The 23,794-nt window shown below is 70.7% G+C and carries 26 protein-coding genes, 1 tRNA gene and 1 other RNA gene; 13 read left to right on the forward strand and 15 right to left on the reverse strand.

Features of this window, described 5'->3' with window-relative positions; genetic code table 11:
* Positions 1 to 112: 112 nt before the first annotated feature.
* Positions 113 to 3,259: a BTAD domain-containing putative transcriptional regulator gene (locus ACFYOS_RS02530; protein WP_387135254.1), complete on the reverse strand. Its 3,147-nt coding sequence runs from the start codon at positions 3,257 to 3,259 to the stop codon at positions 113 to 115.
* A 341-nt stretch (positions 3,260 to 3,600) separates the two neighbouring features.
* On the opposite strand from ACFYOS_RS02530, the gene ACFYOS_RS02535 reads away from it, so the two are divergent.
* The 7 genes from ACFYOS_RS02535 (at position 3,601) to ACFYOS_RS02565 (ending at position 7,228) form a co-directional block, all read left to right on the forward strand.
* Positions 3,601 to 4,005: a hypothetical protein gene (locus ACFYOS_RS02535; protein WP_387135256.1), complete on the forward strand. Its 405-nt coding sequence runs from the start codon at positions 3,601 to 3,603 to the stop codon at positions 4,003 to 4,005.
* A 400-nt stretch (positions 4,006 to 4,405) separates the two neighbouring features.
* A complete protein-coding gene (locus tag ACFYOS_RS02540; protein WP_387135259.1) occupies positions 4,406 to 5,050 on the forward strand; it encodes a DUF1775 domain-containing protein in 645 nt (214 codons plus the stop codon).
* Positions 5,051 to 5,161: 111 nt separating this feature from the next.
* Positions 5,162 to 5,404, forward strand: coding sequence for a hypothetical protein (locus ACFYOS_RS02545; protein ID WP_387135262.1), 243 nt, complete (start codon positions 5,162 to 5,164; stop codon positions 5,402 to 5,404).
* A gap of 397 nt (positions 5,405 to 5,801) precedes the next feature.
* Positions 5,802 to 6,158, forward strand: a complete 357-nt coding sequence (locus tag ACFYOS_RS02550; RefSeq protein ID WP_387135265.1) for a hypothetical protein — start codon at positions 5,802 to 5,804, stop codon at positions 6,156 to 6,158.
* Entirely contained in the window at positions 6,155 to 6,604 is a 450-nt protein-coding gene (locus ACFYOS_RS02555; protein WP_387135268.1) for a MerR family transcriptional regulator, read from the forward strand. Before ACFYOS_RS02550 ends, ACFYOS_RS02555 begins: the two co-directional genes overlap by 4 nt.
* Positions 6,588 to 6,896 carry a hypothetical protein gene (locus ACFYOS_RS02560; RefSeq protein WP_387135270.1) on the forward strand — a complete coding sequence of 103 codons (309 nt, stop codon included), beginning with the start codon at positions 6,588 to 6,590 and terminating at the stop codon, positions 6,894 to 6,896. The genes ACFYOS_RS02555 and ACFYOS_RS02560 overlap by 17 nt, the downstream gene beginning before the upstream one ends.
* A complete protein-coding gene (locus ACFYOS_RS02565; RefSeq protein WP_387135273.1) occupies positions 6,893 to 7,228 on the forward strand; it encodes a YnfA family protein in 336 nt (111 codons plus the stop codon). Before ACFYOS_RS02560 ends, ACFYOS_RS02565 begins: the two co-directional genes overlap by 4 nt.
* Before the next feature lie 75 nt (positions 7,229 to 7,303).
* On the opposite strand, the gene ACFYOS_RS02570 is transcribed toward ACFYOS_RS02565, so the two are convergent.
* The 3 genes from ACFYOS_RS02570 to ACFYOS_RS02580 form a co-directional block, all read right to left on the reverse strand.
* Entirely contained in the window at positions 7,304 to 7,444 is a 141-nt protein-coding gene (locus ACFYOS_RS02570; RefSeq protein ID WP_387135275.1) for a hypothetical protein, read from the reverse strand.
* 178 nt (positions 7,445 to 7,622) lie between these two features.
* A tRNA-Ala gene (locus ACFYOS_RS02575) sits at positions 7,623 to 7,695 on the reverse strand.
* An 87-nt stretch (positions 7,696 to 7,782) separates the two neighbouring features.
* Entirely contained in the window at positions 7,783 to 8,373 is a 591-nt protein-coding gene (locus ACFYOS_RS02580; protein ID WP_387135277.1) for a YqgE/AlgH family protein, read from the reverse strand.
* A 150-nt stretch (positions 8,374 to 8,523) separates the two neighbouring features.
* Here ACFYOS_RS02580 and ACFYOS_RS02585 point away from each other — a divergent pair, with 150 nt between their 5' ends.
* Entirely contained in the window at positions 8,524 to 9,327 is an 804-nt protein-coding gene (locus tag ACFYOS_RS02585; protein WP_387135279.1) for an S-methyl-5'-thioadenosine phosphorylase, read from the forward strand.
* 109 nt (positions 9,328 to 9,436) lie between these two features.
* On the forward strand, positions 9,437 to 11,032 hold the full coding sequence (mdlC, locus tag ACFYOS_RS02590; protein WP_387135281.1) for a benzoylformate decarboxylase: 1,596 nt from the start codon (positions 9,437 to 9,439) through the stop codon (positions 11,030 to 11,032).
* Positions 11,033 to 11,038: 6 nt separating this feature from the next.
* Here the strand turns inward: mdlC and ACFYOS_RS02595 are convergent, their stop codons facing one another.
* The 3 genes from ACFYOS_RS02595 to ACFYOS_RS02605 form a co-directional block, all read right to left on the reverse strand.
* Positions 11,039 to 12,016 (reverse strand): hypothetical protein, encoded by a 978-nt coding sequence (locus ACFYOS_RS02595; RefSeq protein WP_387135282.1) that lies wholly within the window; start codon positions 12,014 to 12,016, stop codon positions 11,039 to 11,041.
* Positions 12,017 to 12,054: 38 nt separating this feature from the next.
* Entirely contained in the window at positions 12,055 to 12,525 is a 471-nt protein-coding gene (locus ACFYOS_RS02600; protein WP_387135285.1) for a hypothetical protein, read from the reverse strand.
* Positions 12,526 to 12,643: 118 nt separating this feature from the next.
* On the reverse strand, positions 12,644 to 12,889 hold the full coding sequence (locus tag ACFYOS_RS02605; protein WP_387135288.1) for a hypothetical protein: 246 nt from the start codon (positions 12,887 to 12,889) through the stop codon (positions 12,644 to 12,646).
* 275 nt (positions 12,890 to 13,164) lie between these two features.
* On the opposite strand from ACFYOS_RS02605, the gene ACFYOS_RS02610 reads away from it, so the two are divergent.
* Positions 13,165 to 14,229 (forward strand): hypothetical protein, encoded by a 1,065-nt coding sequence (locus ACFYOS_RS02610; RefSeq protein ID WP_387135290.1) that lies wholly within the window; start codon positions 13,165 to 13,167, stop codon positions 14,227 to 14,229.
* A gap of 58 nt (positions 14,230 to 14,287) precedes the next feature.
* On the opposite strand, the gene ssrA is transcribed toward ACFYOS_RS02610, so the two are convergent.
* The 7 genes from ssrA to pruA all read right to left on the reverse strand — a co-directional run bounded on the left by ssrA (position 14,288) and on the right by pruA (position 20,632).
* Positions 14,288 to 14,663, reverse strand: a transfer-messenger RNA (tmRNA) gene (ssrA, locus tag ACFYOS_RS02615).
* Positions 14,664 to 14,766: 103 nt separating this feature from the next.
* Positions 14,767 to 15,246, reverse strand: coding sequence for an SsrA-binding protein SmpB (smpB, locus tag ACFYOS_RS02620; RefSeq protein ID WP_387135292.1), 480 nt, complete (start codon positions 15,244 to 15,246; stop codon positions 14,767 to 14,769).
* A gap of 130 nt (positions 15,247 to 15,376) precedes the next feature.
* Positions 15,377 to 16,252 carry a permease-like cell division protein FtsX gene (ftsX, locus tag ACFYOS_RS02625; protein WP_387135294.1) on the reverse strand — a complete coding sequence of 292 codons (876 nt, stop codon included), beginning with the start codon at positions 16,250 to 16,252 and terminating at the stop codon, positions 15,377 to 15,379.
* A gap of 70 nt (positions 16,253 to 16,322) precedes the next feature.
* Complete coding sequence (gene ftsE, locus ACFYOS_RS02630) at positions 16,323 to 17,003, reverse strand: cell division ATP-binding protein FtsE (protein ID WP_123242810.1); 681 nt, start codon at positions 17,001 to 17,003, stop codon at positions 16,323 to 16,325.
* 118 nt (positions 17,004 to 17,121) lie between these two features.
* Positions 17,122 to 18,243, reverse strand: coding sequence for a peptide chain release factor 2 (gene prfB, locus ACFYOS_RS02635; protein ID WP_387135297.1), 1,122 nt, complete (start codon positions 18,241 to 18,243; stop codon positions 17,122 to 17,124).
* A gap of 66 nt (positions 18,244 to 18,309) precedes the next feature.
* Positions 18,310 to 18,825 (reverse strand): PadR family transcriptional regulator, encoded by a 516-nt coding sequence (locus tag ACFYOS_RS02640; RefSeq protein ID WP_387135298.1) that lies wholly within the window; start codon positions 18,823 to 18,825, stop codon positions 18,310 to 18,312.
* A gap of 178 nt (positions 18,826 to 19,003) precedes the next feature.
* Positions 19,004 to 20,632: an L-glutamate gamma-semialdehyde dehydrogenase gene (pruA, locus tag ACFYOS_RS02645; protein ID WP_387135299.1), complete on the reverse strand. Its 1,629-nt coding sequence runs from the start codon at positions 20,630 to 20,632 to the stop codon at positions 19,004 to 19,006.
* 405 nt (positions 20,633 to 21,037) lie between these two features.
* On the opposite strand from pruA, the gene ACFYOS_RS02650 reads away from it, so the two are divergent.
* Entirely contained in the window at positions 21,038 to 22,063 is a 1,026-nt protein-coding gene (locus ACFYOS_RS02650) for a hypothetical protein (RefSeq protein WP_387135301.1), read from the forward strand.
* A gap of 15 nt (positions 22,064 to 22,078) precedes the next feature.
* Here the strand turns inward: ACFYOS_RS02650 and ACFYOS_RS02655 are convergent, their stop codons facing one another.
* The gene (locus ACFYOS_RS02655; RefSeq protein WP_387135303.1) at positions 22,079 to 22,588 is read right to left on the reverse strand and encodes a DUF6912 family protein; all 510 of its coding nucleotides are present in this window, start codon (positions 22,586 to 22,588) and stop codon (positions 22,079 to 22,081) included.
* Between the two features lie 203 nt (positions 22,589 to 22,791).
* Here ACFYOS_RS02655 and ACFYOS_RS02660 point away from each other — a divergent pair, with 203 nt between their 5' ends.
* Both ACFYOS_RS02660 and ACFYOS_RS02665 read left to right on the forward strand, forming a co-directional pair.
* Entirely contained in the window at positions 22,792 to 23,019 is a 228-nt protein-coding gene (locus tag ACFYOS_RS02660; protein ID WP_387135305.1) for a helix-turn-helix domain-containing protein, read from the forward strand.
* A 102-nt stretch (positions 23,020 to 23,121) separates the two neighbouring features.
* Positions 23,122 to 23,712 (forward strand): Rv3235 family protein, encoded by a 591-nt coding sequence (locus ACFYOS_RS02665; RefSeq protein WP_387136039.1) that lies wholly within the window; start codon positions 23,122 to 23,124, stop codon positions 23,710 to 23,712.
* Positions 23,713 to 23,794 lie beyond the last annotated feature (82 nt).

The following is a 23,794-nucleotide window of genomic DNA, read 5'->3' on the forward strand; positions in this document are numbered from 1 at the left end:
GAAACCCTCCGCGGACTCCTCAACGGCGCACCGGCCACCAGCGACGTGATCCCCGCCCTCGCCTGGTGCGTCGCCATCGCCCTCATCGGATACCTCTGGGCACGGTCCACCTTCAAGAAGCGAGCGTGACCGCGACCAACTCACTCCAGCTCGTCTGAGTGCCTTCCCGCGCCGCCTCGGCAAACCGTGTATCGCCGAGGCGGCGCCGCGCTGACTGCTCGATCCGGGCCGCATCCGGGTGGGAACGATCCGGCAGCCCGCGCACGCCGGCGCTTGCCGCAAGCAGTCGCGCCGCCTGCTCGTACTGTTCGCGACGCAGTGCCAGATCCGCAATCCCGACGAGGACCTGCGCGATCTGGAGTGGGCTCCCCGCCTCAGACGCCGCCTGGAAGGCCGCGATGCGGTGTTCGCGGGCTTCGTCGAGATCCTCGGCAAGGTAGCCGAGCAGGTCTTGGGTCACCGCACGGATGTTTGCCCGCTCGGCAGCGTTGCCCAGCATGGCCATCGCGACGTCGAGTTGCCGGTGTGCCTGCTCGGTGTCGCCGCTCCAGCGGGCGAGTTCCGCCTTCGACAGGGCCAGCTCGGTCAGCGCCTCCGGCCAGGCGACCCGTTCCGCGTACCGCTGCGCCTCTGCCATGGCAGCCGCGCTCGCCTCCTCATCTCCCGACAACCAGTACAACTGAGCCTGCCGCGACCGCATCCGCACCACATCCTCGATGGCACCGACCTCGGTGACGACCGCGATCGCCTGTTCGTAGTGCTCGCACGCACCGGCGAAGTCGCCACGCATGGCGATGCGATCCGCCAGCTCGGTCAGGGCGAACGAAATCCCCCACCGTTCGCCGAGCGCGCGAAATTCGGTGGCTGCCGTCTCGAGATACGCGTCCGCATCCTGACCTTCCCAGCCAAGCTGGATCCGCATCTTGCCGAGCTGCACCCGGGCAAGGGCGCGTACCCAGGGGTCCCCGTCAGTGAGCAGCGGTTCCCACGCGGCCAGGAACGCGTCCGGCGCTTGCAACATGCGTTCCAGTGCGGCGACGAGCGCCACCGCCGGGTGACGGCTCTGGCCACGCTGGCTGATCTCGTACACCTTGTGGATCCACTCCTCCGCCTGGCGCTGGTCACTCTCCCGCCCGGAGGTCATGAACCCCGTGACAAACGCGTACACCACGGCCCGGATCTCGTCGGCCACCTCGCCGGGCAGGGCGGTGGCCGCCATGATCAGCTCGTTGCCCTCCGCCTTGTGCCCGCCGAGCCACCAGTACCAGCCGGCGGCAGCGGCGAGCCGCATCGCCCCGTCTGCCTCGCCAGCCGCGAGCGCACCGCGCATCGCAGCACTGATGTTGTCGTGCTCGACCTCGAGCGTGGCGAGCCATTCCAATTGCTCCGCGCGGCGAAGATGCGGCTCCGCGGTTTCGGCGAGTTCGGTGAAATACGCGAGGTGCGCCTGGCGCGCCAAGTCCGATTCCCCCGCCTCGGTAAGCCGCTGGCTCGCGTACTCCTTGATCGTGCCCAGCATCCGGTAGCGCGGAGCCCCCTCGCCCGCGGTGACCACCAGCGATTTCTCGGTCAACGCGGTCAGCAACTCGAGCACCTCCCACGCCTCGACCGCATCGTCTGCGCAGACCCGCTCGGCTGCTTCCAGGCTCGCGCCGCCCGAGAACACCGAGAGCCTGCGAAGGACCGTCCGTTCGGCGTCGGTGAGCAGCTCCCAGCTCCAGTCGACCAGCGCACGCAGCGTCCGGTGTCGCGGCAGCGCGGTACGGCTACCGCCGGTCAGTAGGCGGAACCTGTCGTCGAGCCGGTGGGCGAGCTGATCGAGGGACATCGTGCGCAACCTGGCCGCGGCGAGTTCGATCGCCAGTGGTATCCCGTCCAGCGACCGGCAGACGCGCGCCAACGTCGACAAGGTGTGGGCGTCGGTGGTGAGGTCCTTGCGCACCGCACTGGCTCGGTCCAGCAGCAGCCGGATGGCCGGCGCGGACTCGATCTCGCCGGGGTCGGCGTCTTCCGCGGGTACGGCCAACGGCACGACCGGCCACAGTGCCTCACCGGTGATGCCGAGGGGTTCCCTGCTCGTCGCGAGGATCCGCAGCCGCTGGCACTCGCCGAGCACTCGATGGGCGAATGTCGCCGCCGACTCGATCACGTGCTCGCAGTTGTCCAGAACCAGCAACATCGTCCGCTCGCGGATTGCGGCAATGACCCGATCTGTCGGCTCCGCGTCCGGCGCCTCGCCGAGCAGCGCATCCCGCAGCTTGAGCGCGGCGAGCGTCGCTTGCGCCACGTCCCCGTCGGCGCCGATGGCCGCGAGCTCCACCAGCCAGGCCCCGTCCGGCAGGTCGCCGAGCAGCGTACGCGCGGTTTCCGTGGCCAGCCTGGTCTTCCCCGAGCCGCCCGGCCCGATCAGGGTGGTGAGCCGACGGTCGGCGATGAGCTCGCGAACCGCGGCGACATCAGCGTCCTTGCCGACGAAGCTGGTCAGCTCGGCGCGCAGGTTGGTCTTCCGGTTGTCCTCCCGTCGTCCCAACTCGCCCCGCAGCAGCGCGACGTGCAACGCGGACAGCTCCGGTGACGGGTCGATGCCGAGCTCGTCGGCCAGGGCTTCCCTCGTACGCTCGTACACGAGCAGCGCCTCGGTGTCGCGGCCGGTCGCGACGAGGGCCCGCATCAGCGCGGCGACAAGCCGTTCTCGCAACGGGTGGGCGGCCACCAGGTCAGTCAGTTCCGTGACCAGCTCCGCGCCATGGCCGAGGCTGATCTCCGCGTCGAACCGATCCTCCATGGCCGTCAGGCGCAGCCTCTCAAGCCGGGTGACCGCCGCGTCGAACGCCGCACTGTCCGGCAGACCGACGTCCTGCATGGCGGCACCGCGCCACAATGCGACGGCCTCGCGCAGCAGTCGTACCCGCCGTGGATCGTCGTCATTGGCGAGCCGGCCCGCGGTGATGAGGCGTTCGAACCGCACGGCGTCGACGGCGTCGGGTTCCACCGTCAACCGGTAGCCGTCCGTCTGCCCCTCGACCGATCCCTCCGGCAGCGCCTTTCGCAGCCGGGAAACCAAGCGGTGCAGAGAATTCGTCGCGTCGGCGGGCGGGTGTTCACCCCAGATCCAGTCGACGAGCGTTGCCTTCGGGACCACGCGACCAGGTTCGAGCGCGAGGGCGATCAACAGCCCGCGCAGCCGCGCGCCCGGCACGTCGGCGAAGGCGCCATCGTCCGTGCGAACCTCGAACGATCCGAGCATCCCGATCTTCACTCGGCAGATCCTGCCATGGGCGACGGGCAGGCATCCATGTGCTGGCGCCTGCTCCGCAGCTAGGCCGCTCAGCTGAGATTTCGCGCGCAGCAAGCGCCGTGCCCGGCGGGCTCCCCGCCGATCACGTCGTCGTCAGCGGGTCGCGCGGCATCCTGGCCTGGCGCGACCAGTTGGATCACCGTGTCAGTGGTCGTGTCAGGGCGGTGGCAGGGCGGTGTCAGGCCTGGCGCCGATGGTGGACGCATGACAGAAGACAGCGCTTCCTCGACCTAGCTCACGCCTCCGCCCGGAGGGGTTTCCGTTCGCCTGAATTCGCAACAGATTCAAAGGAGTGCACAACCATGTCCATCACCCTTTCCGACCAGGACAAGACCACGCTGCGGATCGCCGCGTACGGCACCGTCACGCTGCTGTCCGCCGCTGGCGCCGCCGGCGGCTCACCCCACAAGATCGCCACCAATGGCAGCATCGCGCTGGGCTCGGCCACCGGCCTGGTCGGGCACGTGCTCGCCGACTATCCCAAGGGCAAGGAACTGAACGGCGAGTCCGTGGCCGAGATCGCCGACCGCGTGCTGCCGGCCCTGACGGCGGCCATGAGCCTGCTCAAGGAGCAGGCTCCGGAAGAGGCCGAGAACTTCCGCAGCACGGTCATCACCGCGATCGAATCCGCCACTCACCACGGCCAGCCCAGCCCAATCGTGGCCGACATGATCCGCAAGATCACCAAGGCCCTCGACGCCGCCTGACGGGATGCCAACCCACGCCGCCGTGTCACAGGGTCCGTTACGGATCCTGTGACACGCCGTCGTGGTTGATCGAGCAGTCCCGGCGGACCGCAGCCGGCACATGGCCCCGATGGCACGGCTCGGCCTCGCAGGTTACGCGTCGTCGACGCCCACAACGAGTTGAACGAGCCTGTGCGGCGCGGCGGTTCCCGGCGTCCTCGAAGCGGCGATTCCGGACAACAACACCAGGCAGACTGGGGGGAACTCAAAAGCGCACGGCCGGAACTAATCGCTCGCAGAAAGCGACCCACCGATAGCTGCTGTTGCTCTCACCGCTGCGGCCCCCAGGTCGCCCTATCCGTGAGGAGTCCGTGTGGGTATTGCTGGGCCATCTCGTCCTCGTCGTGTCTCCTTGGCCGCCGTGGCTGGTGTCGCCGCCGCTGTCGCGCTCGGCGCACCCGCCATGGCCCATGTCGAGGTCGAGGCCGACCATCCCCAGGCTGGGGCGCGTGAGGTCACTGTCACGTTCCATGGCGAGGCCGAGTCCCCCCGCGCCGGCATCAGGTCCGAGCGGGTCGTCCTCCCGCCCGGGATCAGCCCGCAGGACGTGCGACTGGCGAAGGCACCCAGCGGGTGGAAGCTGTCCGCCAATCCGGACGGGTTCACGGTGGCCGGGCCGGCGCTGAAGGTCGGGCAGAACGCCGTGTGGGCCATCACCGTCGCGCAGTTGCCGTCGAACACGACCGAGCTGCCGTTCAAGACCCTGGAAACCTACAGCGACGGCGCTGTGGCCCGGTGGATTGAAATCCCCCAGGCGGGTCAGCCTGAGCCCGACAATCCCGCCCCGGTCCTGAAACTCACACCAGCCGCCGCCGTACCGACCAGCGCTTCCCCCGCCCCGAGCAGCGCAGCTCGCGCCCCCAGCTCACCGGAAGCCACCCACGGCCCAACCGCCGCCGCCAAGAGCACTGGCAGCAAGGGGCTGTGGATTTCGCTCATCGCGGTCGCCGTCCTGGTGGCCGCGATCCTCGCCTCCCTCCGCTGGCGACGCCGGTCAAGGAGGTAGCAGCGGTGCGACGAGTTGGGTCATCGCGGCCACCCTGCTGACCCTGGTGGTGGCCCAGCACGACGGCGCGGCGGCCTGTCCGAGCTTGATGCTGGCTGAGACGATCCAGTCGTGAGCCTGCTCGCGTACCTCTGGCGTGCGATCTTCGGGCACCCGCAGAACCTGGTCGAGACTCAAACGTCCGACGCCTGGCAGCGGGTCGTGGACACGTTCTCCTCCGAGCAGGCCACTCTCGTTTGGGATCAGACGATCACGGAAGAGCAGGCTCGCGCCGCCATCGCCGAGAGGTTCCCCCAGATGACGTCGGACGAGGTTGCTCATGCACTTGCTCGCGGCCTGTTCCTGACTCGGTGATCAGGCACAGCGACACGCCGCTCGTGCCGGCCGCCGGTGCGATGGAAACGTGCTGTGGGGCGACGGGACGTGAGGTGGCTCCTTCTGCCCTCAGGCATCGCCGGCGCGCTCGCCGCCCAGCTCGCCATGGGTACCTCCCGGCGGGTCGGCATCGACCCAAGCGAACGCACCCACGCTCGCCGCCTGGCTCGTCTTGGTCCTTACACTCCAACTGCAGGTCCGCGCCGTCGAGGAGCCCTACCTCATCGCCACCCACGGCGACGACTACCGCCGCTACGCAGCCAGGGTCGGACGTTCCTGCCCAGCGTCGGAAGGTATGCCCCATGACCGACGGCCTGAATACTTCCACTGGCCGGGACTTGCATTCGGTACCTAGGTACAGGCTTACCGTCGGAGTATGAGCGACCAACATGTCACGACGGATGACTCCTGGGTGCCTGACACGTGCACTCTGCCGACCGCCGAACGGCCGCTGCGGCTCGCCGAGTTCGACCAGTTCTTCCGGGATACGGTCCGCGGTGCCGACCGGTTGTCGGCACAGCATCTGCGGTTGCAACTCGACAGCGCGGAGCAGGTCGAAGAGACGGCGCGGGACCTGACGGCCCGTGAATCGTCTTGCTGCTCGTTCTTCACGTTCGACATCGCGCGACCTGACCTGAACTCGCTGACGCTGGACGTTCGGGTACCGGCGGCACACGTCGACGTGCTTGATGCCCTCGCCGAGCGGGCCACGTCCGTCCGGGTCCGGAGATGACCGAACCGGGACTACGCAGCGGCCAGCTCGCCGACGCGGCTGGAGTCAACTTGCAAACCCTGCGCTACTACGAGCGCCGGGGACTGCTCGCCTCCCCGCAGCGGTCGCCGGGCGGACATCGGCTCTACCCGTCCGAGACAGTCACCCTGCTGCGGGTCATCAAGACCGCACAACGCCTCGGCTTCACCCTCAACGAGGTCGCCGACCTGCTCGCCGCCGGCCAACACCAGCACAGCAACCGACCCGACACCGGCCTCCAGGCACGAGCCAAGGACAAGCTCGTCGAGGTGGAACAGAAGTTGGCAGACCTCACTGTCATCCGCGACACCCTCCAAGCCGCCATCTCGGCCGGCTGCGACGACCTGGTCGCCTGCGCCGGCAGCGCCTGCTGCCCCCTGCCGTTTGCTGAACTCGCTGAAAGGAACGACCGTGTCCACACCTACTAACCGCCTGCGCCGCACGCTCCCCTCCGGCATGACCGGACTCGCGGGAGCTGCCTGCGCCGCGTGCTGCGTGCTGCCACCGCTGCTGGCCGCCGGGGTCCTCGGTGGTGCCGGCTGGGCCGCGGTCAACCGTTTCCTTCCCGGCATCGCCGTCGCCCTGGCCGTGCTCGCCGGCCTGTCCTGGTGGTGGGCCAGCAAACGCCGCCACGCCACCGGCTGCGCCGGCGGCAACTGCTCCTGCGAGCAGGGTGACCAGCGCGAGCGCGAGGTAATCACGCTACGGTCCGACGCATGACGGTAGCCCGCTCGATCCTGCTGTTCCTGCTCGCCGCCCTCGCCGAAATCGGCGGCGCCTGGCTGGTATGGCAGGGCTGGCGGGAAAACCGAGGAGTGCTCTGGATCGCGGCCGGAGTCATCGCACTCGGGCTGTACGGCTTCGTAGCCACCTTCCAACCCGACGCCAACTTCGGCCGCATCCTCGCCGCCTACGGCGGCGTCTTCGTCGCCGGCTCTCTCGCCTGGGGCATGGTCGTCGACAAGTTCCGTCCCGACCGCTACGACATCATCGGCGCAGTCATCTGCCTCGTCGGCGTCGCCGTCATCATGTACGCCCCACGGGCCAGCTAACTGCCTGGCTCACCAGGGCGGCGGTCACGGTGTCCTTGCCTGAGGCTGGCGGACCGTAGCGGATCGCGCCCCGCATCAGTCGAGCTCCAACCCCATCAACGCCTTCACCAGCGCTTCGGCCCGGTCCTGTAACGGCCTGGCCGACGCGCAGTTGTCGATGCCCTGCTGCTCACCCACGGCGCGCCCGCCCGAGTGCTCAGGGAACTCCTGGGTCACTCTCGGACCGGTGTCACCATGAACATCTACAGTCACGTCATGCCGACCCAACTGGTGCAGGCTGCCGGTGCGATGGAAAGCGTCCGGTGGGGCGAGGTGGTGTGAGCTTGGCTACCTCAACCCGCCAAGACGACTAAGGGCGTCCGTCATGTCCGACGAACGCCCTGATCGTGAAGGGTGGAGCCGAGGGGACTCGAACCCCTGACCCCCACACTGCCAGTGTGGTGCGCTACCAGCTGCGCCACGGCCCCTTGCTGTCGTCCCCAGTCGCCCGGGCACGGACAGAACTATACACACGCCGGCCGGCATGGTCATATCGCGGGGTACCCCGCCGCGGCTCAGTTGAGGGCCACGTCCGGGGGGAAATGGGCGACCGCCGCCATCATCCCGCCCTGCCGCCGCAGCACCATCGGCCAGAGGTCGTCCGGCCGGTCGACGAAGGCGTCCCCGGGCAGGGCGTCCAGGACGAACCAGGACCCCTCCTCGATCTCCCGTTCGAGCTGGCCGGCACCCCAGCCGGCGTAGCCGGCGAAGACCCGGATCCCGCCGACGGCGTCCCGCAGCCGCTCCGGGTCGACCGACAGGTCGATGGTGCCCACCGCGCCGGAGACGCGGTGGAAACCCTTCACCGGCTTGATCGGGTGACGCATCCGGGCCAGGCAGATGGCCGAGTCGGGCTGCACCGGGCCGCCCTCGAAGAGCACCGCCGGGTGTCGGGCCAGGTCGCTCCAGTCGCCCAGGACGTCGGCCACCGGGACCTCGGTGGCCCGGTTGAGCACCACACCGAGGGCGCCGCCCGGCTCGTGGGCGACCAGCAGCACGACGGTACGGTCGAAGTTCGGATCCTTCAGCGTGGGAGTCGCGACCAGCAACCGCCCGGTCATCGACTCCATGGCTCGGCCACCGATCGCCTGTCCCTCACCCTGCATGTCCGACACCCGTCAGCCGTACGCCGGTGCGGCGAACCCGACGCCGTCGACCCGCGCTGTCAACGCCATGTCACGCACCATAGCCTGCGCTCCGCCCGCTGACTAAGGTCTGACGGGCGGGTGATCGCGACAGGATCGAAGGAGGCCCGGATGGGTCCAACGGCCGAGCTGGCGGTGATCGGCGGGTCCGGTCTGTACGCCCTCCTCGACGGCGCCATCGAGCACGAGCTGGACACGCCGTACGGCGCGCCGTCGGACCGGGTCACGATCGCCGACGTGGGTGGCCGCCGGGTGGCGTTCCTGCCCCGGCACGGCCGGGATCACCGCTACCCCCCGCACCTGATCCCCTACCGGGCGAACCTGTGGGCGCTGCGCTCCCTCGGCGTACGCCAGGTGCTCGCCCCGTGCGCCGTGGGCGGGCTCCGGCCCGAGCTGGGCCCGGGCACCTTCGTGGTGCCGGACCAACTCATCGACCGCACCAGCGGGCGGGCGCAGACCTACTACGACCGGGGCGCGGTGCACGTGCCGTTCGGCGACCCGTACTGCCCGACCGGGCGCCGCACGCTGCTCGACGCGGCGGCCGGGCACGGCGTGACGGCGGTGGACGGCGGGACGGTGGTGGTGGTCGAGGGGCCGCGCTTCTCCACCCGGGCCGAGTCACGCTGGTTCGCCTCGATCGGCGGCACGGTGGTCAACATGACCGGCCACCCGGAGGCGGTCCTCGCCCGCGAGCTGGCCCTCTGCTACACCTCGATCGCGCTGGTCACCGACCTGGACGCGGGCGTCGAGGCCGGCGAGTCGGTGACCCAGGAGGAGGTCTTCCGGGTCTTCGCGGAGAACACCAATGTGCTGCGCGCCGTGCTGCTGGGGGCGGTCGCCGCGCTGCCGACCGAGCGGGACTGCCCGTGCGGGCACGCGCTCGACGGGATCAAGCTGCCCTTCCCGCTGCCCTGACCGCTGGGAAGCGCCCGAAAAGTTAACCGAGGACCGATAAATTCGGTTGGTCGGGCGGCTGATCAGCGGGCTGTCTCCGGCACCATGCGGGGGACGGAGGCAGTGGGCGATGGCAACGGTCCGCGACACCACGTACCACCTGCTGCGCGACCTGGGCCTGACCACCGTCTTCGGCAACCCCGGCTCGACCGAGGAACCCTTCCTGCAGGACTTCCCGGCCGACTTCCGCTACGTGCACGCGCTGCACGAGGCGTCGGCGGTGGGCATGGCCGACGGCTACGCGCAGGCCACCGGTGGTCCCGCGCACGTCAACCTGCACACCGCCCCGGGCACCGGCAACGGCATGGGCAACCTGGTCACCGCCTGGCACAACAAGACCCCGTTGATCGTCACCGCCGGCCAGCAGAACCGGGAGATGCTGCTGATCGAGCCCCGGCTGGCCAGCCGCCGGGCGGCCGAGCTGACCCAGCCGTACGTCAAGTGGGCCCACGAGCCGGCCCGCGCGCAGGACATCCCGGCGGCGTTCATGCGCGCGTACGCGACCGCGGTGCAGCCGCCGGCCGGGCCGGTCTTCCTCTCCCTGCCGATGGACGACTGGGACCGGCCCGCCGACGCACCCCCGCAGGTGCGTACGGTCGCCACCCGGATCGCCCCCGACCCGGACCAGCTGCGCAGCTTCGCGGACGTGCTGGCCGGCAGCCGCGCCCCGGCGCTGGTGCTCGGCGCGGCGGTGGACCGGGCCGGCGCCTGGTCGGAAGCGGTGGCGCTGGCCGAGCGGCTGGCCGCCCCGGTCTGGTCCGCCCCGGCGCCGGAACGGGCCGTCTTCCCCGAGGACCACCCGCACTTCCGGGGCGTGCTGCCGTACGCGATCGGTCCGCTCGCCGAGGCGCTGCGCGGACACGACACGGTGCTCGTGGTCGGCGCCCCGGTGTTCCGCTACTACCCGTACGTGCCGGGCGACTACCTGCCGGCCGACACCCGGCTGTTGCACGTCACCGACGACCCAGAAGAGTCGGCCCGCGCCCCGGTCGGGGAGAGCCTGCTCGGCGACCCCGGGCTGACCCTGGCGGCCCTGGTGGAGTTGCTGCCGCCAGCGGGCCGGCCACCCCCGCCCGCCCGACCCGATCAGCCGCCGCCCGAGATCACCGACCCACCGAGCGCCGACGCGCTCTTCGCGGCGCTGGCCCGGTACTGGCCGGCCGACGGGGTGCTGGTGCAGGAGTCACCGTCCAACCTGGCCGCGCTGCGCCGCCGGCTCAGGGTCAATCGGCCGCGGTCGTACTTCACGATGGCCAGCGGCGGCCTGGGGTTCGGATTGCCGGCGGCGGTGGGGATCGCCCTGGCCGAGCGGGACACCGGGCGTGGCCGGCCGGTGGTGGCGGTGATCGGCGACGGCTCGCTGCACTACTCGGTGCAGGCGCTCTGGACCGCCGCGCAGCTCCGCCTGCCGCTCGCCGTCGTGGTCCCGGTCAACCGGGAGTACGCGATCCTCAAGGCGTTCGCCGAGCTGAAGCACACGCCGGGGGTGCCCGCGCTGGACCTGCCGGGACTGGACGTGACCGCGGTCGCGCGGGGCTACGGCTGCGCCGCCACCGTGCTGGAGTCGCCGGACGCGCTCGGTCCGGCGCTGGCGGCCGCGCTCGCCGCCGACGGGCCGACCGTGCTGCCGGCGCAGATCAGCACCGACGTCCCCAAGATCCTCTAGCGGCCGTCAACGCCGGACCACGGTGAGCGGGGTGCCGCCGGCCACGTCCAGCACCGCCCGGTCGCCGAGCGGCGCCTTCAGCGTGACGCTCACCGGCTTCATCACCAGTTGCAGAGTGCAGGGCCCGGTGGGCGGCGTCACCCCGGCCCCGAGCACCACCACGTCGTCCCGCTCCAGCACCAGCGGGGTGAGGCCGGTGTCGCAGGCGCCCACGCCGACCCGGTAGTCGAGCCGGGTGCCGTCCACCGCGTCCAGGCTCTGCGTGGTCACCAGCCCGCCGGTCAGCGGCCGGTCGCCTCCCATGCCCTGCGGCACGGCGCCGATCGCGGGCGGCGCGACCGCGAGCCGGGCCACCGGCACCCGCATCCCCTCCACGGTGAACAGCCAGGCCGGCACCTCCGCCTGGCCCCGGCTGGTCCGCACCGGGGCGCTGCCCATCTTCATTCCGGTGACCGTCAGCTGCACGCAGGGGGTGTCCGCGGGGCTGGACACCGGGCCGTCCGGCCCCGGCTCGATGGTCGGGCCGCCGGGCTTGGGAAGACCGGTTCCGGCCGTCGGCGGGAGTGCCGCCGGCCGCCCGTCGCAGGGCGGCGGATCCCCCTTGTCCATCTGGGCGTACGCCTCGGCGGCGCTGACCAGCGGCACCCGGAGCGTGCCGTCCGGGAACCGGATGGTGCCGTCGGGCGGGGTGGCGGTCGGCATCGGGATCTGGTCTCGGAACCAGCCGTTGGAGAATGCCAGCTTGGCCTCGCCGGTGAAGCCCGGGTCGCCGGTCAGCACGGTGGCGTCCTCGAGCGGCACGTAGCCGCTGCGCCACGCCTGGCCGGGCCGCCAGGCGTCGGCCACCTCGGCGGCCCGCTGGTCGAAGGCCGCCCACCGGTGGTCGGGGGTGGCGGCCGGCGGCGCGGTCGGGCCGGAACCGGGCGTGGCGCAGCCGGCGAGGATCAGGAGCGGCAACCCCAGCAGGGCGAGCGAGCGACGCATGCCGGTTGGACGCCGCGCCCACCCCGCCGGTTCCCGGGTCAGTTCTCCCCGCCCAGGTCGGCCTGGTACGCCTCCCAGAGCAGGTCCGCGCCGCGCCGCCGGTGCCGGTCGAGGGCCCGCAGCAGGTGTCCGGCCTGGGCCCGCAACTCCTCCGCCGGCACGGCGGGCAGCACCGCGGCGTGCTGGAGGGCGGCGATGGCGGCGGCAATGGCGGTGTGTTCGCCGGCCAGCAGCCGCACGCCCCGGTCCAGCCGGGGTGCCTGATACAGCAGTTCGGCGTAGAGACCGGTCGGGCCCTCGGTGACCCGGACGTGCTCGGCGAAGCCCTGCCGGACCGGGCCGAGGTGCCGGATCAGGCGTTCCCGCCAGCGTGGCTCCCCCGGCGGCACGGCGAGCGCCCGGGCGAGGGCCTGCACGTCGCCGAGGAGGGTGGCCCGGGGCTGGCGCGCGGCGGGCGGGCGGGCCGCCGCGGCGACCGGGGACGGCTGCTGGATCGGACCGGTGACCATGGGCACCTCCCGCACTGCTGCGCTACCGCGTACAGCGATGGTGAACCCAGGCCTCCGGCCTGTCCAGGCCCGGCCGACGCCTCATCCGTCCCACTCGTCCCAGCTGCCGCACCAGCCCCTACCGGCCCAGTGGATTGCCCGCCATGGTGCGTAGCTGGCCGGCGAGCACGTGCGCGTCGGCATCCCGGCCGTGATCCGGCCGGCCCGCGGTGATCGCGTCGGCGAGCGCCCGCACCTCGTGCGGCGGCAGGGTGTCCAGCCCCATCCCCTGCAACGGGATGGTGACCTGGCGGCCCGTGTCCCGATCCCGGGCGACCGCGGTCGGCACCCGGACCACGGCGTCGTCACCGACCCGGTGGGCCACCGCCCCCCCCCCCGCACCTCGGCGGTGGCCAGGTCGACGGTACGGGTGGCGAGGGCGCCGCGCACCGAGGCGCGGGTCCCGTCCAGCCAGGCGGCGGTGCGCAGCACGTTTGCCCCGATATACGTTGATGCATCAGCTTCGGTTCGACATTCAGCCAGATTCGCCAGCAGGTTCGCCTGACCGACAAGTCGCGGCAAGCCAGCGGGTTGGAAATGTGCACGCGCGGCGAGGACGCTCCGGTTGATCTTGTTCCTTCGCCAACTGGAGCTGCAGACATGAAAAGCATCTGGCGAGGTGCGATCGCGGCGGCGGCAACAGCCGCGGTCGTCAGCGGCATCATGGGCGCGGGCAGTGCCTACGCCGACCATGCCGACGCCGTGGGCGGAGTTGCCAACGGACGCACCTACACCGTCGGCCTCTTCGGCGACATGCCGTACGGGGCCAAGGGCCGGGTCGAGTACCCGCGCCTGCTCGAGGACATGAACAACTCCTACATCAAGTTCTCGATCTTCGATGGTGACCTCAAGGCCGGCGGCGACGGCGCGTGCACCGACGCGCTCTACACCCAGTCGCGTGACTGGTTCAACAGCCTTGACCACCCCGTGGTCGTCGTGCCCGGCGACAACGACTGGACGGACTGCTGGGGACGGTACGGCCCGGCCACCGGCGGCTATGACGCCCTCGAGCGGCTCGACCACGAGCGTCAGGTCTTCTACCCGACCGACCAGACCCTCGGGGCTCGTACGATGACCGTGACGCGGGAGAGCGCGGAGCACGGCTACGAGAGCTACCGCGAGAACGTCCGCTGGGTCTACGGCTCGGTCATGTTCATCACCCTCAACATCCAGGGCTCCAACGACAACCTGCCGCATGCGGGCGTCGACGGCGAGACCCGGCCGGACAGCGAGATCGCGCGGATGACGGCCGAGCACCAGGCACGTGAGGCGGCCAACATCCACTGGCTGCAGGAGTCGTACGCCGAGGCCACCCGGCTCGGGCTCAAGGGCGTGCTCGTGGACTGGCAGGCCGACCCGAACTTCAACAACGAACAGAAGCTGCAGCCCCTGCAGTACGACGGCTACAACGAGATCCTTCCTGAGCTGCGCAAGCAGGTTCTCGCGTTCCCCGGCCAGTCGGCGCTCGTCCACGGCGACAGCCACTACTTCAAGGAAGACAAGCCGCTGAAGTACGACAACGGCCAGGTCGTGGCGAAGTTCACCCGGGTGGAGACGTTCGGCGACGGCAACACCCACTGGGTGGCGGTGACCATCGATCCGAATGACCCGAACGTGTTCGAGTTCAGCCCGCGGATCGTGGCCGCGAACGTCAACGACCGCTGATCCCTGGATATAGCTGCACAGACGCCGGCGGCCCCACCCGATGGGTGGGGCCGCCGTCCTGTGGAGGTGCCGGGAATCGAACCCGGGTCCTTCGTCGCTTTGCCAGGGCTTCTCCGAGCGCAGCTCGCTGTGCCTCTACTCGGCCCCTCCGATCACGCGAGCGAGTCGGTGTGACGGGCCCAGTCGCTGATTGATCTCGCCGCACGGACCCCGCGACCGGGTCCGATTGGCCAGCCTTCTAGCTGATGCCGGCTAACTGGGTCGAAGGCGCTCCCAGGCCGACAGACTTGCTACTCGCCTCAGGCGGCGAGAGCGAAGTCAGCGCGATTGTTCTTGGCGCTTATTGGTTTCCGACGAACGATTCTCGAGACGACGTCGGCTTCCTCGGCTCGCTTCCCCTGCCTCAACGTACGAAGTCGAAACCAGTCACCCCCTCGAAGGGCCGCCGTTCTGGCGGCACTGACAAGCCTAACGCCTGCCGCAACGGGTTTCATCCCGCACCCCGGGCCGATCACCGACCCGGACAAATCGGATTTTTCAGTCGCCCATGCCCTTGCCACGCCGACCCGCCACCCGGGCGATCTCCCGTTCGGCGTCCCGCTTGGCGAGGTCCTGGCGCTTGTCGTACGTCTTCTTACCCTTGGCCAGGCCGATCTCCACCTTCGCCCAGCCGTCGGAGAAGTAGACCTGCAACGGCACCAGGGTGAGACCGCTCTCCCGGGTCTTGCCGATCAGCCGGTCGATCTCCAGCCGCTTGAGCAGCAGCTTCCGGGTGCGCCGGGGCTCGTGGTTGGTCCAGGTGCCCTGGGTGTACTCCGGGATGTGCATGCCGTGCAGGTAGAGCTCGCCGCTGCGCTCCTGGGCGAACGCGTCGACCAGCGACGCCCGCCCGGCCCGCAGCGACTTGACCTCGGTGCCGGTCAGCGCCATGCCCGCCTCGTACGTGTCGAGGATGGCGTAGTCGTGGCGCGCCTTCTTGTTGGAGGCGACCACCTTGCGGCCCTTTTCCCGTGGCATCGGCGCCACCTCCTTTCGGATCGGTCCGCGACCACCGGCCGCGGAGCGGAGATCATGCTACCCGAATGACAAGGGCCCGCCCGCGCCGTTTATTCCGGCACGGGCGGGCCCTTGGAGAGCCGTCGCGGGACTAGACCCGCAGGTAGAAGCGGAGCGTGACCCAGGCGGTGACCGCGCTGACCAGGCCACCCACACCGGCCATCAGCGGGAACGCCAGGAGGATGTCGGACCAGGAGATCGGGGTGATCAGGCCCTCCAGGGCCGCCATCGAACTGCCCGCGGCCACCACCTTCAGGGTGGCCAGCGCGATCAGGCCGAGGATGGAGCCGAGCAGGCCGGCGACCACCGCCTCCAGGACGAACGGTGCCTGGATGAACCAGTTGGAGGCACCGACCAGCTTCATGACCGCGACCTCACGCCGCTTGCTGTACGCGGCCACCTGGATGGTGTTCGCGACCAGCAGCAACGCGGCGATCGCCATCACGATCGAGATGGCCAGCGCGCCGTTCTGGAAGCCGCTCAGCACGCCGAACACCTTGTCGAGCAGCTTGCTCTGGTCGACGATCTCGTCGACCCCCTCGGTGTCCTTGTACTGGTTGTAGATGTTCTTGTACTGCTCCGGGTTCTTCAGCTTGAGCCGGAACGACTCGGGCAGCTGATCCGGCTTCACCGCGTTCACCAGGTCGGGCGCGTCGGCGTACATCTTCTGGAAGCGCTCGTACGCCTGCTGCTTGTCGACGTACGTCACCTCCTTGACCAGCGGGTCGCCCTTCAGCTTGGCGTCCAGGTCGGTCCGCTGCTGCTCGTTGACGTCGGTCTTGAGGAAGATCGAGACCTCGACGTTCTCGTAGTAGAGGTCCTTCATGTCGCCGACCTTCTGGTAGAGAAGGCCGCTGCCGCCCAGCATGAACAGCGACACCGCCAACGTGATGATCATCGCGATGGTCATGGTGACGTTGCGCCACAGTCCGACCAGTACCTCGGACAGGACGTACTTCATCCGCATCGGGAAATTCCTCCGGCTCTCCGGCTGAGGTGTTCGTCGTCAGGGTCTACGGATCGTCAGCGGGGACGGCTCAGCCGTAGACGCCGCGGTGCTGGTCGCGCACGATGCGGCCACTCTCGATCTCGACGACGCGGCGGCGCATCTGGTTCACGATGTTGGAGTCGTGCGTGACCATCACGACGGTCGTGCCGGTGCGGTTGATCCGGTCCAGCAGGCGCATGATCTCGATCGACGTGTCCGGGTCCAGGTTTCCGGTGGGCTCGTCCGCGAGCAGGATCAGCGGCCGGTTCACGAACGCCCGGGCCACCGCGACCCGCTGCTGCTCACCGCCAGAGAGCTCGTGGGGGTAGCGGTGCTCCTTGCCACCGAGGCCGACCAGCTCCAGCACCTCCGGAACGACCCGGCGGGCGACCGCCTTGGTCTTGCCGATCACCTCCAGGGCGAACGCCACGTTCTCGTAGGCGGTGCGGTTCGGCAGGAGGCGGAAGTCCTGGAAGACGCAGCCGATGGAACGCCGGAAGTGGGGTCGCTTCCAGGAACGCATCGACGTGACGTCCTTGCCGTTGACGACGACCCGCCCCTTGTTGGGGGTGACCTCGTGCAGCAGCATCTTGATGATCGTGGACTTGCCGGAGCCGGATGGACCGATGAAGAAGACGAACTCGCCCTTCTCGATCGAGACGGACACGTTGTCGAGCGAAGGCCGGGACGCCTTCGGGTACGTCTTCGTCACTTGCTCAAGCTGAATCACGGGTCGTGAGTCTACGCGGCGTAACGGGAGAGCCAAGCCCCCCGCCCCATCGTTGCGACTCGCGTCATCGATTCAGCCGGTCAGGCGAAGATCGATGACGCGCTCCGTCGGAGGCTGATCACGCACCGTCAGCGCTGAGCTGCTGCTGCTTCCGCCAGCGGATACCCGCCTCGATGAAGCTGTCCAGTTCGCCGTCGAAGATCGCGGACGGATTGCCCGTCTCCTGCTCGGTCCGCAGATCCTTCACCATCTGATAAGGGTGCAGGACGTACGACCGCATCTGGTCGCCCCAAGAACCGGCCGCCTCGGTCTTCAGGCCCTGGAGCTTGGCCTGCTCCTCCTGCCGCTTGCGCTCCAGCAGCCGGGCCTGGAGCACACGCAGCGCGGAGGCCTTGTTCTGCAACTGGGACTTCTCGTTCTGGCAGGTGACCACGATGCCGGTCGGGATGTGGGTGATCCGGACCGCCGAGTCGGTGGTGTTGACGCTCTGCCCACCCGGTCCGGACGAGCGGTAGACGTCGATCCGCATCTCGTTCTCGGGGATCTCGATGTGGTCGGTCTGCTCGACGACCGGCAGCACCTCGACGCCGGCGAAGCTGGTCTGCCGGCGGCCCTGGTTGTCGAACGGGCTGATCCGGACCAGCCGGTGGGTGCCGGACTCGACGCTGAGCGTGCCGTACGCGTAGGGCACCTTGACCGTGAAGGTGGCCGACTTCAGACCGGCCTCCTCGGCGTACGAGGTCTCGTAGACCTCGGTCGGGTAGCCGTGCCGCTCGGCCCAGCGCAGGTACATCCGCAGCAGCATCTCGGCGAAGTCCGCCGCGTCCACGCCGCCGGCCCCGGCCCGGATGGCGACCAGCGCCTCCCGGGAGTCGTACTCGCCGGACAGCAGGGTGCGGACCTCCATCTCCTGGATGGCCTTGGTCAGCCCGGTGATCTCCGACTCGACCTCGGCGAGGGTGCCGGGGTCCGACTCGGCCTGGGCGAGCTCCAGCAGCACTCCGGCGTCGTCGAGCCCCGAGCGGAGGTTGCCGAGCTTGGTGATCTCGCCGTTGACGTACGACAGCTGCGACGTCACCTGCTGCGCCTTGGCCTGGTCGTCCCACAGGTCCGGCGCGGAGGCCTCCTGCTCCAGGCGGGCCTTCTGCTCGCGCAGCTTGTCGAGGTCGAGCACGGCCTCGATGTTGCGCAGGGTGGCGTCGAGTTCCTTGAGCTGTTCGGCGTAATCGGCAGCGGTCACGACAGACAAGCGTACTGTGCGATCCCCGGGCTGCTCACCTCAGATGCCCGGACCCGCCGCAGCTGATCAGCCGACCGGGGCGGTCTTGAGCCAGGACAGCGCCGCCTTGTGGTAGGCGACCGCGAACTCCAGCGCGCTGGCGTCGTAGTTCTCGCCTTCCTTCTTGGCGTTCTTGACCTGCTCGCGCACCGCCGCCAGGGCCTCGGTGTGGTACTCGTTCGCCGAGGTGTACAAGTTCTTGAGCTGACTCGCCGAGTGCAGGTTGCCGAAGGCCATCCGCAGCGCGATCGGGTTACGGATGGTGTCCTTGCCGGGATTCTCGGCCAGCCAGCGGGAGAATGTCCGTTTCCCGGCCGCCGTGATCGCGTACGGCTGGCTCAACCGCGGCCCGGGCTTACCGAGCCGCACCAGGCCCTTCTCCGCCAGCACCGGAAGCTCGCGGTAGACCTGACTGCGGGTCATCGACCAGTACGGCGCCAGCCGGCGCTCGGCGGCGGCCATCAGTTGGCCGCCTGTCATCGGGCCGTCGTGCAGCAGGCCCAGCAGGGCCGCCGCCGTCGGATTGACTCCGGATTCCGCCATGCCCTCTAAGCTGCCACTTTGTCGGACCTTGCGTCCAGGATTTGCCGTTTTAGCCACCCGTTGGGCGGTCCGATGTGCACTGTCGGCGGACGACAGTCCGCCGGGGACGGCGGGTGCCCTCCCCCGGCTGGCCGGTCGCCGGTGACGCTGTGCGCGCCACCGGCGACAGCCGCCGAGGTCAGCCCATGTGCGGGTACCCGTGGTCGGTCGGCGGGACGAAGGTCTCCTTGATCGTCCGCGGGGACATCCAGCGGACCAGGTTGTGCCAGGAGCCCGCCTTGTCGTTGGTGCCGCTGGCCCGGGCGCCGCCGAAGGGCTGCTGCCCGACCACCGCGCCGGTCGGCTTGTCGTTGATGTAGAAGTTGCCGGCCGCGTACCGCATCTTCTCGGCCACCTGGTCGACCACCCGGCGGTCGGTCGCGAAGATCGACCCGGTCAGCGCGTACGGGGCGATCGACTCGGCCTGGTGGACCACCTCGTCGAAGCGGGCGTCGTCGAAGACGTGCACGCCGAGGATCGGACCGAAGTACTCGGTGGTGAAGGTCTCGTGCGCGGGGTCGGAGCACTCGAAGAGCGTCGGCCGGACGAAGTAGCCGACCGAGTCGTCGGCGGTCCCGCCGGCCAGGGTCCGGCAGGTGTCGTCACCGCGGATCAGCTCCAGCGCGGCGAGGTGCCGGCCGAAGGCCTTGTCGTCGATGACCGCGCCACCGAAGTTGCTGAAGTCGGTGACGTCGCCGTAGGTCAGCGAGTCGGCGGTGGCGGCCAGCCGGTCGCGCAGCCCACCCTCCCACAGCGACCGCGGGACGTACGCCCGGGACGCGGCCGAGCACTTCTGCCCCTGGTACTCGTACGCGCCCCGGATCAGCGCGGTGTGCAGGGCGTCCACGTCCGCGCTGGAGTGCGCGACCACGAAGTCCTTGCCGCCGGTCTCGCCGACCAGCCGCGGGTAACCCCGGTAGCGGGAGATGTTGTCGCCGACGGTCTTCCACAGGTGCTGGAAGACCTTGGTCGAGCCGGTGAAGTGGATGCCGGCCAGGTCCGGGTCGGCGAGCACCACGTCGGAGACCTCCTCGCCCCGCCCGGTGACCATGTTGATCACACCGGGCGGCAGGCCGGCCGCCTCGAACAGCCGCATGGTGAAGTGCGCGGCGAACTGCTGGGTCGGGCCCGGCTTCCAGACCACCGTGTTGCCGAGGAGGGCCGGCGCCGAGGGCAGGTTGCCGGCGATCGCGGTGAAGTTGAACGGGGTGACCGCGTAGACGAAGCCCTCGAGCGGGCGGTGGTCGAAGCGATTCCACACCCCCGGCGAGGACATCGGCTGCTCGGCCAGCAGCTTCCGGCCGAAGTACACGTTGAACCGGAGGAAGTCGATCAGCTCGCAGGCCGAGTCGATCTCGGCCTGGATCACGGTCTTGGACTGGCCCAGCATGGTGGCCGCGTTGAGGGTGTCCCGCCACGGGCCGGAGAGCAGGTCGGCGGCGCGCAGGAAGATCGCGGCGCGCTCCTCGAACGGCAGCGCCCGCCACATCGGGGCGGCATCCTTGGCGGCCTTGACCGCGGCGCGGGCGTCGTCGTGGGTGGCGTGGCCGGTGACGCCGAGCACGTGGGCGTGCTTGTGCGGCTGGACCACGTTGATCGGGTCGCCGGCGGCCATCCGCTGCTCGCCGGCAATGGTCATCGGCAGCTCGATCCGCTCGGCGGCCAGCTCGGCCAGCCGCCGCTGGAGCCGCTCCCGGTCGGCGCTGCCGGGCTCGTAGGTGTGGACCGGCTCGTTGCGCGGCTCGGGTACGGAGAACACGGCGTCCATCACAGGCTCCTGTGCGATCTCGACGGCGGTGGCGAAATCGGACCCGCGGGCACCGGCCGGGTGGCCGGGTGCCGGGCACCGCGCGGCGGACCGGTCGCGGCGGCGGGACCTCGGCCAATTCTTCCATGCGACGCCCCCGGCCACCCCTGCTGGTGCCCCTCTTCATCCGATACACCGGACGCCGCCGAACAGAACGGACCGTAGGCCGGAAGCCGCTCCCACCCGACCAACCGTCGGCTGGGCCGCCTCTTCTCCTGCGATCCGTCACCTGGCGAACGGTCGTCGGCGCGCCCCCAGGGCACCGGCGGGCGGCTCCGGAAGGGGGCCCGGGTTACGCGTACGCTGGGTGGCCGGTGACCTGCCCGGCCCCGCGCGGCCGATCCGGCGTCCGTCGAAAGGGAGACGATGAGCAAGCAGCCCGGCAGCTCCACGGCCGCGGAGCCGGACCAGCCCGAGGCCGTCGCCCCGGCCGAGGCGTCCGAGCAGGCCAGGCCTGCCCCGGCCGACGAGGCGGCCCCCGCGGCCGACCGGCCGTACGCCCCCGGCGCGATCGTGCTGGCGGTGGTGGCGGTCGGCTGGCTGGCGGCCATGCTCTGGTCCACCCAGGCGGCGATCACCTCGGCCGCGGCCGGTGTCACCGCGATCAGCCTCTCCGCGTACGCGCTGCCCGGCGTGATCACCGCCGCGCTGGTCGCCGGCGCCGCGGTCGCCCTGGCGGTGACCAACCCGCTCGACCGGGTCACCCTGCGCTTCCTCGCCGCCGTCGGCGCCGGCCTGCTGGTCGGGCTCGCCGCCGCGGTGGCCGTCAACCTCACCTACGCCGACAACGCGACCACCAACACCATCGCCGGCACCACCGCCGCGGCCGCCATCATCGGCGGCGCGATGGCCGGCGCGCGCCACGCCCGGGTGGTGGGCGCGCTGGCCAGCGCCGCCCTGGCCGCACAGATCTTCGTGGTGCTGTTCAGCCGCGCCCGGGACCCGCTCTCCGACCTGTTCGGGGCCGGGGACACCCAGCAGTCGATGCTCGACGCCGCGAAGTGGGTGTCCCGGACGGAATCGCTGCTCGCCGGGCTGATCGCCGGGCTGGTCGCCTTCGGCTACCTCGCGTGGTCCCGCCGCCGCGCCGCCCGCCGGGACGGGTTCGCGCCCGAGCTGCGCTGGCCGGCGTACCTGGTCGCCGGCGCCGGGCCAGGCCTGCTCCTGCTGCTCACCGAGGTGATCATCCGGATCGGCGGGCACGGCCTGCTCGACCTGGCCGCCGCGCTCAGCGACGCGGACCAGGTGGCGCAGACCGCCCTCGGCACCTCGCGGGTCGACAACGGCATCTGGGTGCTCTTCGTGGGGGCGCTGACCGCACTCATCGCGTTCGGCCGCACCCTCGGCCCGCGCCCGCTCGCCGGCGAGGTCGAGGACGAGCCGGCGGCCTGACCCTCGCCGCGGGCGTCAGGAGACCTCGCGCAGCAGCAGGTCCAGCTCGGTCACGTCGTACCACTCCAGCTCGTGGTCCTCGGCGCCGTCGACGGTGAACTGGGCGTCCGGGTCGCCGGCCTGCGCCTCGACCACCACCTCGGCGGCGGCCGCCACGTCGTCCACCGCCTCCACCCCGTCCAGGTGGATCGCGGCGACCGACTTCACCGGCACCGGCCCGGCCAGCCGGACCACGCTGGACCCCAGCTCGCCGTCGACCCGGCCGACCGCCCGGGTTGGCAAATCCACCGAGACGACCACCCGCCGCCGGGGCGCGGCCGGGTCGTCCCGGAGCAGCAGCAGCGCGTCCTGGGCGGCCCGGGTGAAGGCGACGTACTCCAGTTCCTCCTCGTCACCCTCGGCGTACCACTCGCGCAGCTCCGGGGTGACCGCGTGCGCCTCGCCGGCCGGAAGCCCCTCCTCGCGCAGCCGCGCCAGCATCGGGACGGTCGCCGGCACGTACACCCGGACAAGCTCGTCGGTCACCGGTATCTCCCCTGCTCGGACGCGGCCGGCGGACGCCGGCTCCGGGCGCCGATCATGCCGTACGCCGTGACCGTCATACACCTCGCACCCGCGCCGGAGAAGTTGCCCCGCCGGTGTGTCCCCGGCCGGAGCGGCGCGGAGGCTGGGGCCGGACGGCGACTGATGGCAAACTGAGCCAAACGAAACCAACTCCGGGAGTCGTCGTGGAGCCCAGGTTCCTGCTGCTGTCCGACGTGGCCGCCGAGCTGAACGTGTCGGACTCGCAGGTCTACCACATGGTGCGCAGCGGCGAGCTGCCCGCCATCAAGATCGGCGGGCGCGGCCAGTGGCGGGTCGAGCGCGCCCGCCTCGAGGAGTACATCGAGCGGAAGTACACGGAGACCGCCGAGTGGGTACGCGGTAACCCGCTCACCGAGCGCGACACCGAGTGACCACCTGATTCCTCACCGGCATTGACGGTCGGCGTTGCCCTGCCCGAGAATGGGCATCTGTCGGAGGCAAACACAGGCAAACGCAAGGAACAGGGGTTGAGGATGGTCGACACCCGCCGCCCGCTGGCACCGCGTCCCCCGGTCCGCCTCCGCCCTGCCCCGCCGATCGACCCACCCCTCGTCGACGACGGCACGCCCTGCACCGACGTCGACCAGCTCACCTTCGACCTGTTCGACCCGCGCCGCCGCGACCAGGGCCGGCCCGCCGGCCGACCGGTCGAGGTCCGGCCGGTGCCCACCGGCCCGGGGCGGCGCCCCGCCGGGCCACCCGCCACAGCCCTGGTCACGGCCACGCCGGAGGCCACCCGGGCGGCGTACCGGTTCGTCCGCACCTTCCTGGAGATCGTCAACGGCTACCGGCCGCCCGGCCAGCTCCGGCCGCTCTGCCTGCCCGATGCCGCAACCCGGGTGACCGCCGAGCTGACCCGGGCCTCCCGCCGGGTCGGCCCGGTACGCCGCCGCGCCACCCGGCCCGCCCTTCAGCTCCGCCGGCTGCGGGTGTGCGAGCCCCGCGCCGGGGCGGTCGAGGCCGTCGCCGTGCTCGCCGGCGCGGGCGGGGCGAGCTGGGCGATAGCCCTCCGCCTGGAACACCGCCGCGGCACCTGGCTCTGCACAGTCCTCGACGTCCTCTGACTCTCGCGCCCACGTCCGCGCCGAGGGGTGGAGACGCGGACGGGCCCCGGCCGTTCGGCCGGGGCCCGTCGTGGCGGGTGCG

The organism is Micromonospora sp. NPDC005806 (genome assembly GCF_042871425.1).
Lineage (GTDB): Bacteria > Actinomycetota > Actinomycetes > Mycobacteriales > Micromonosporaceae > Micromonospora.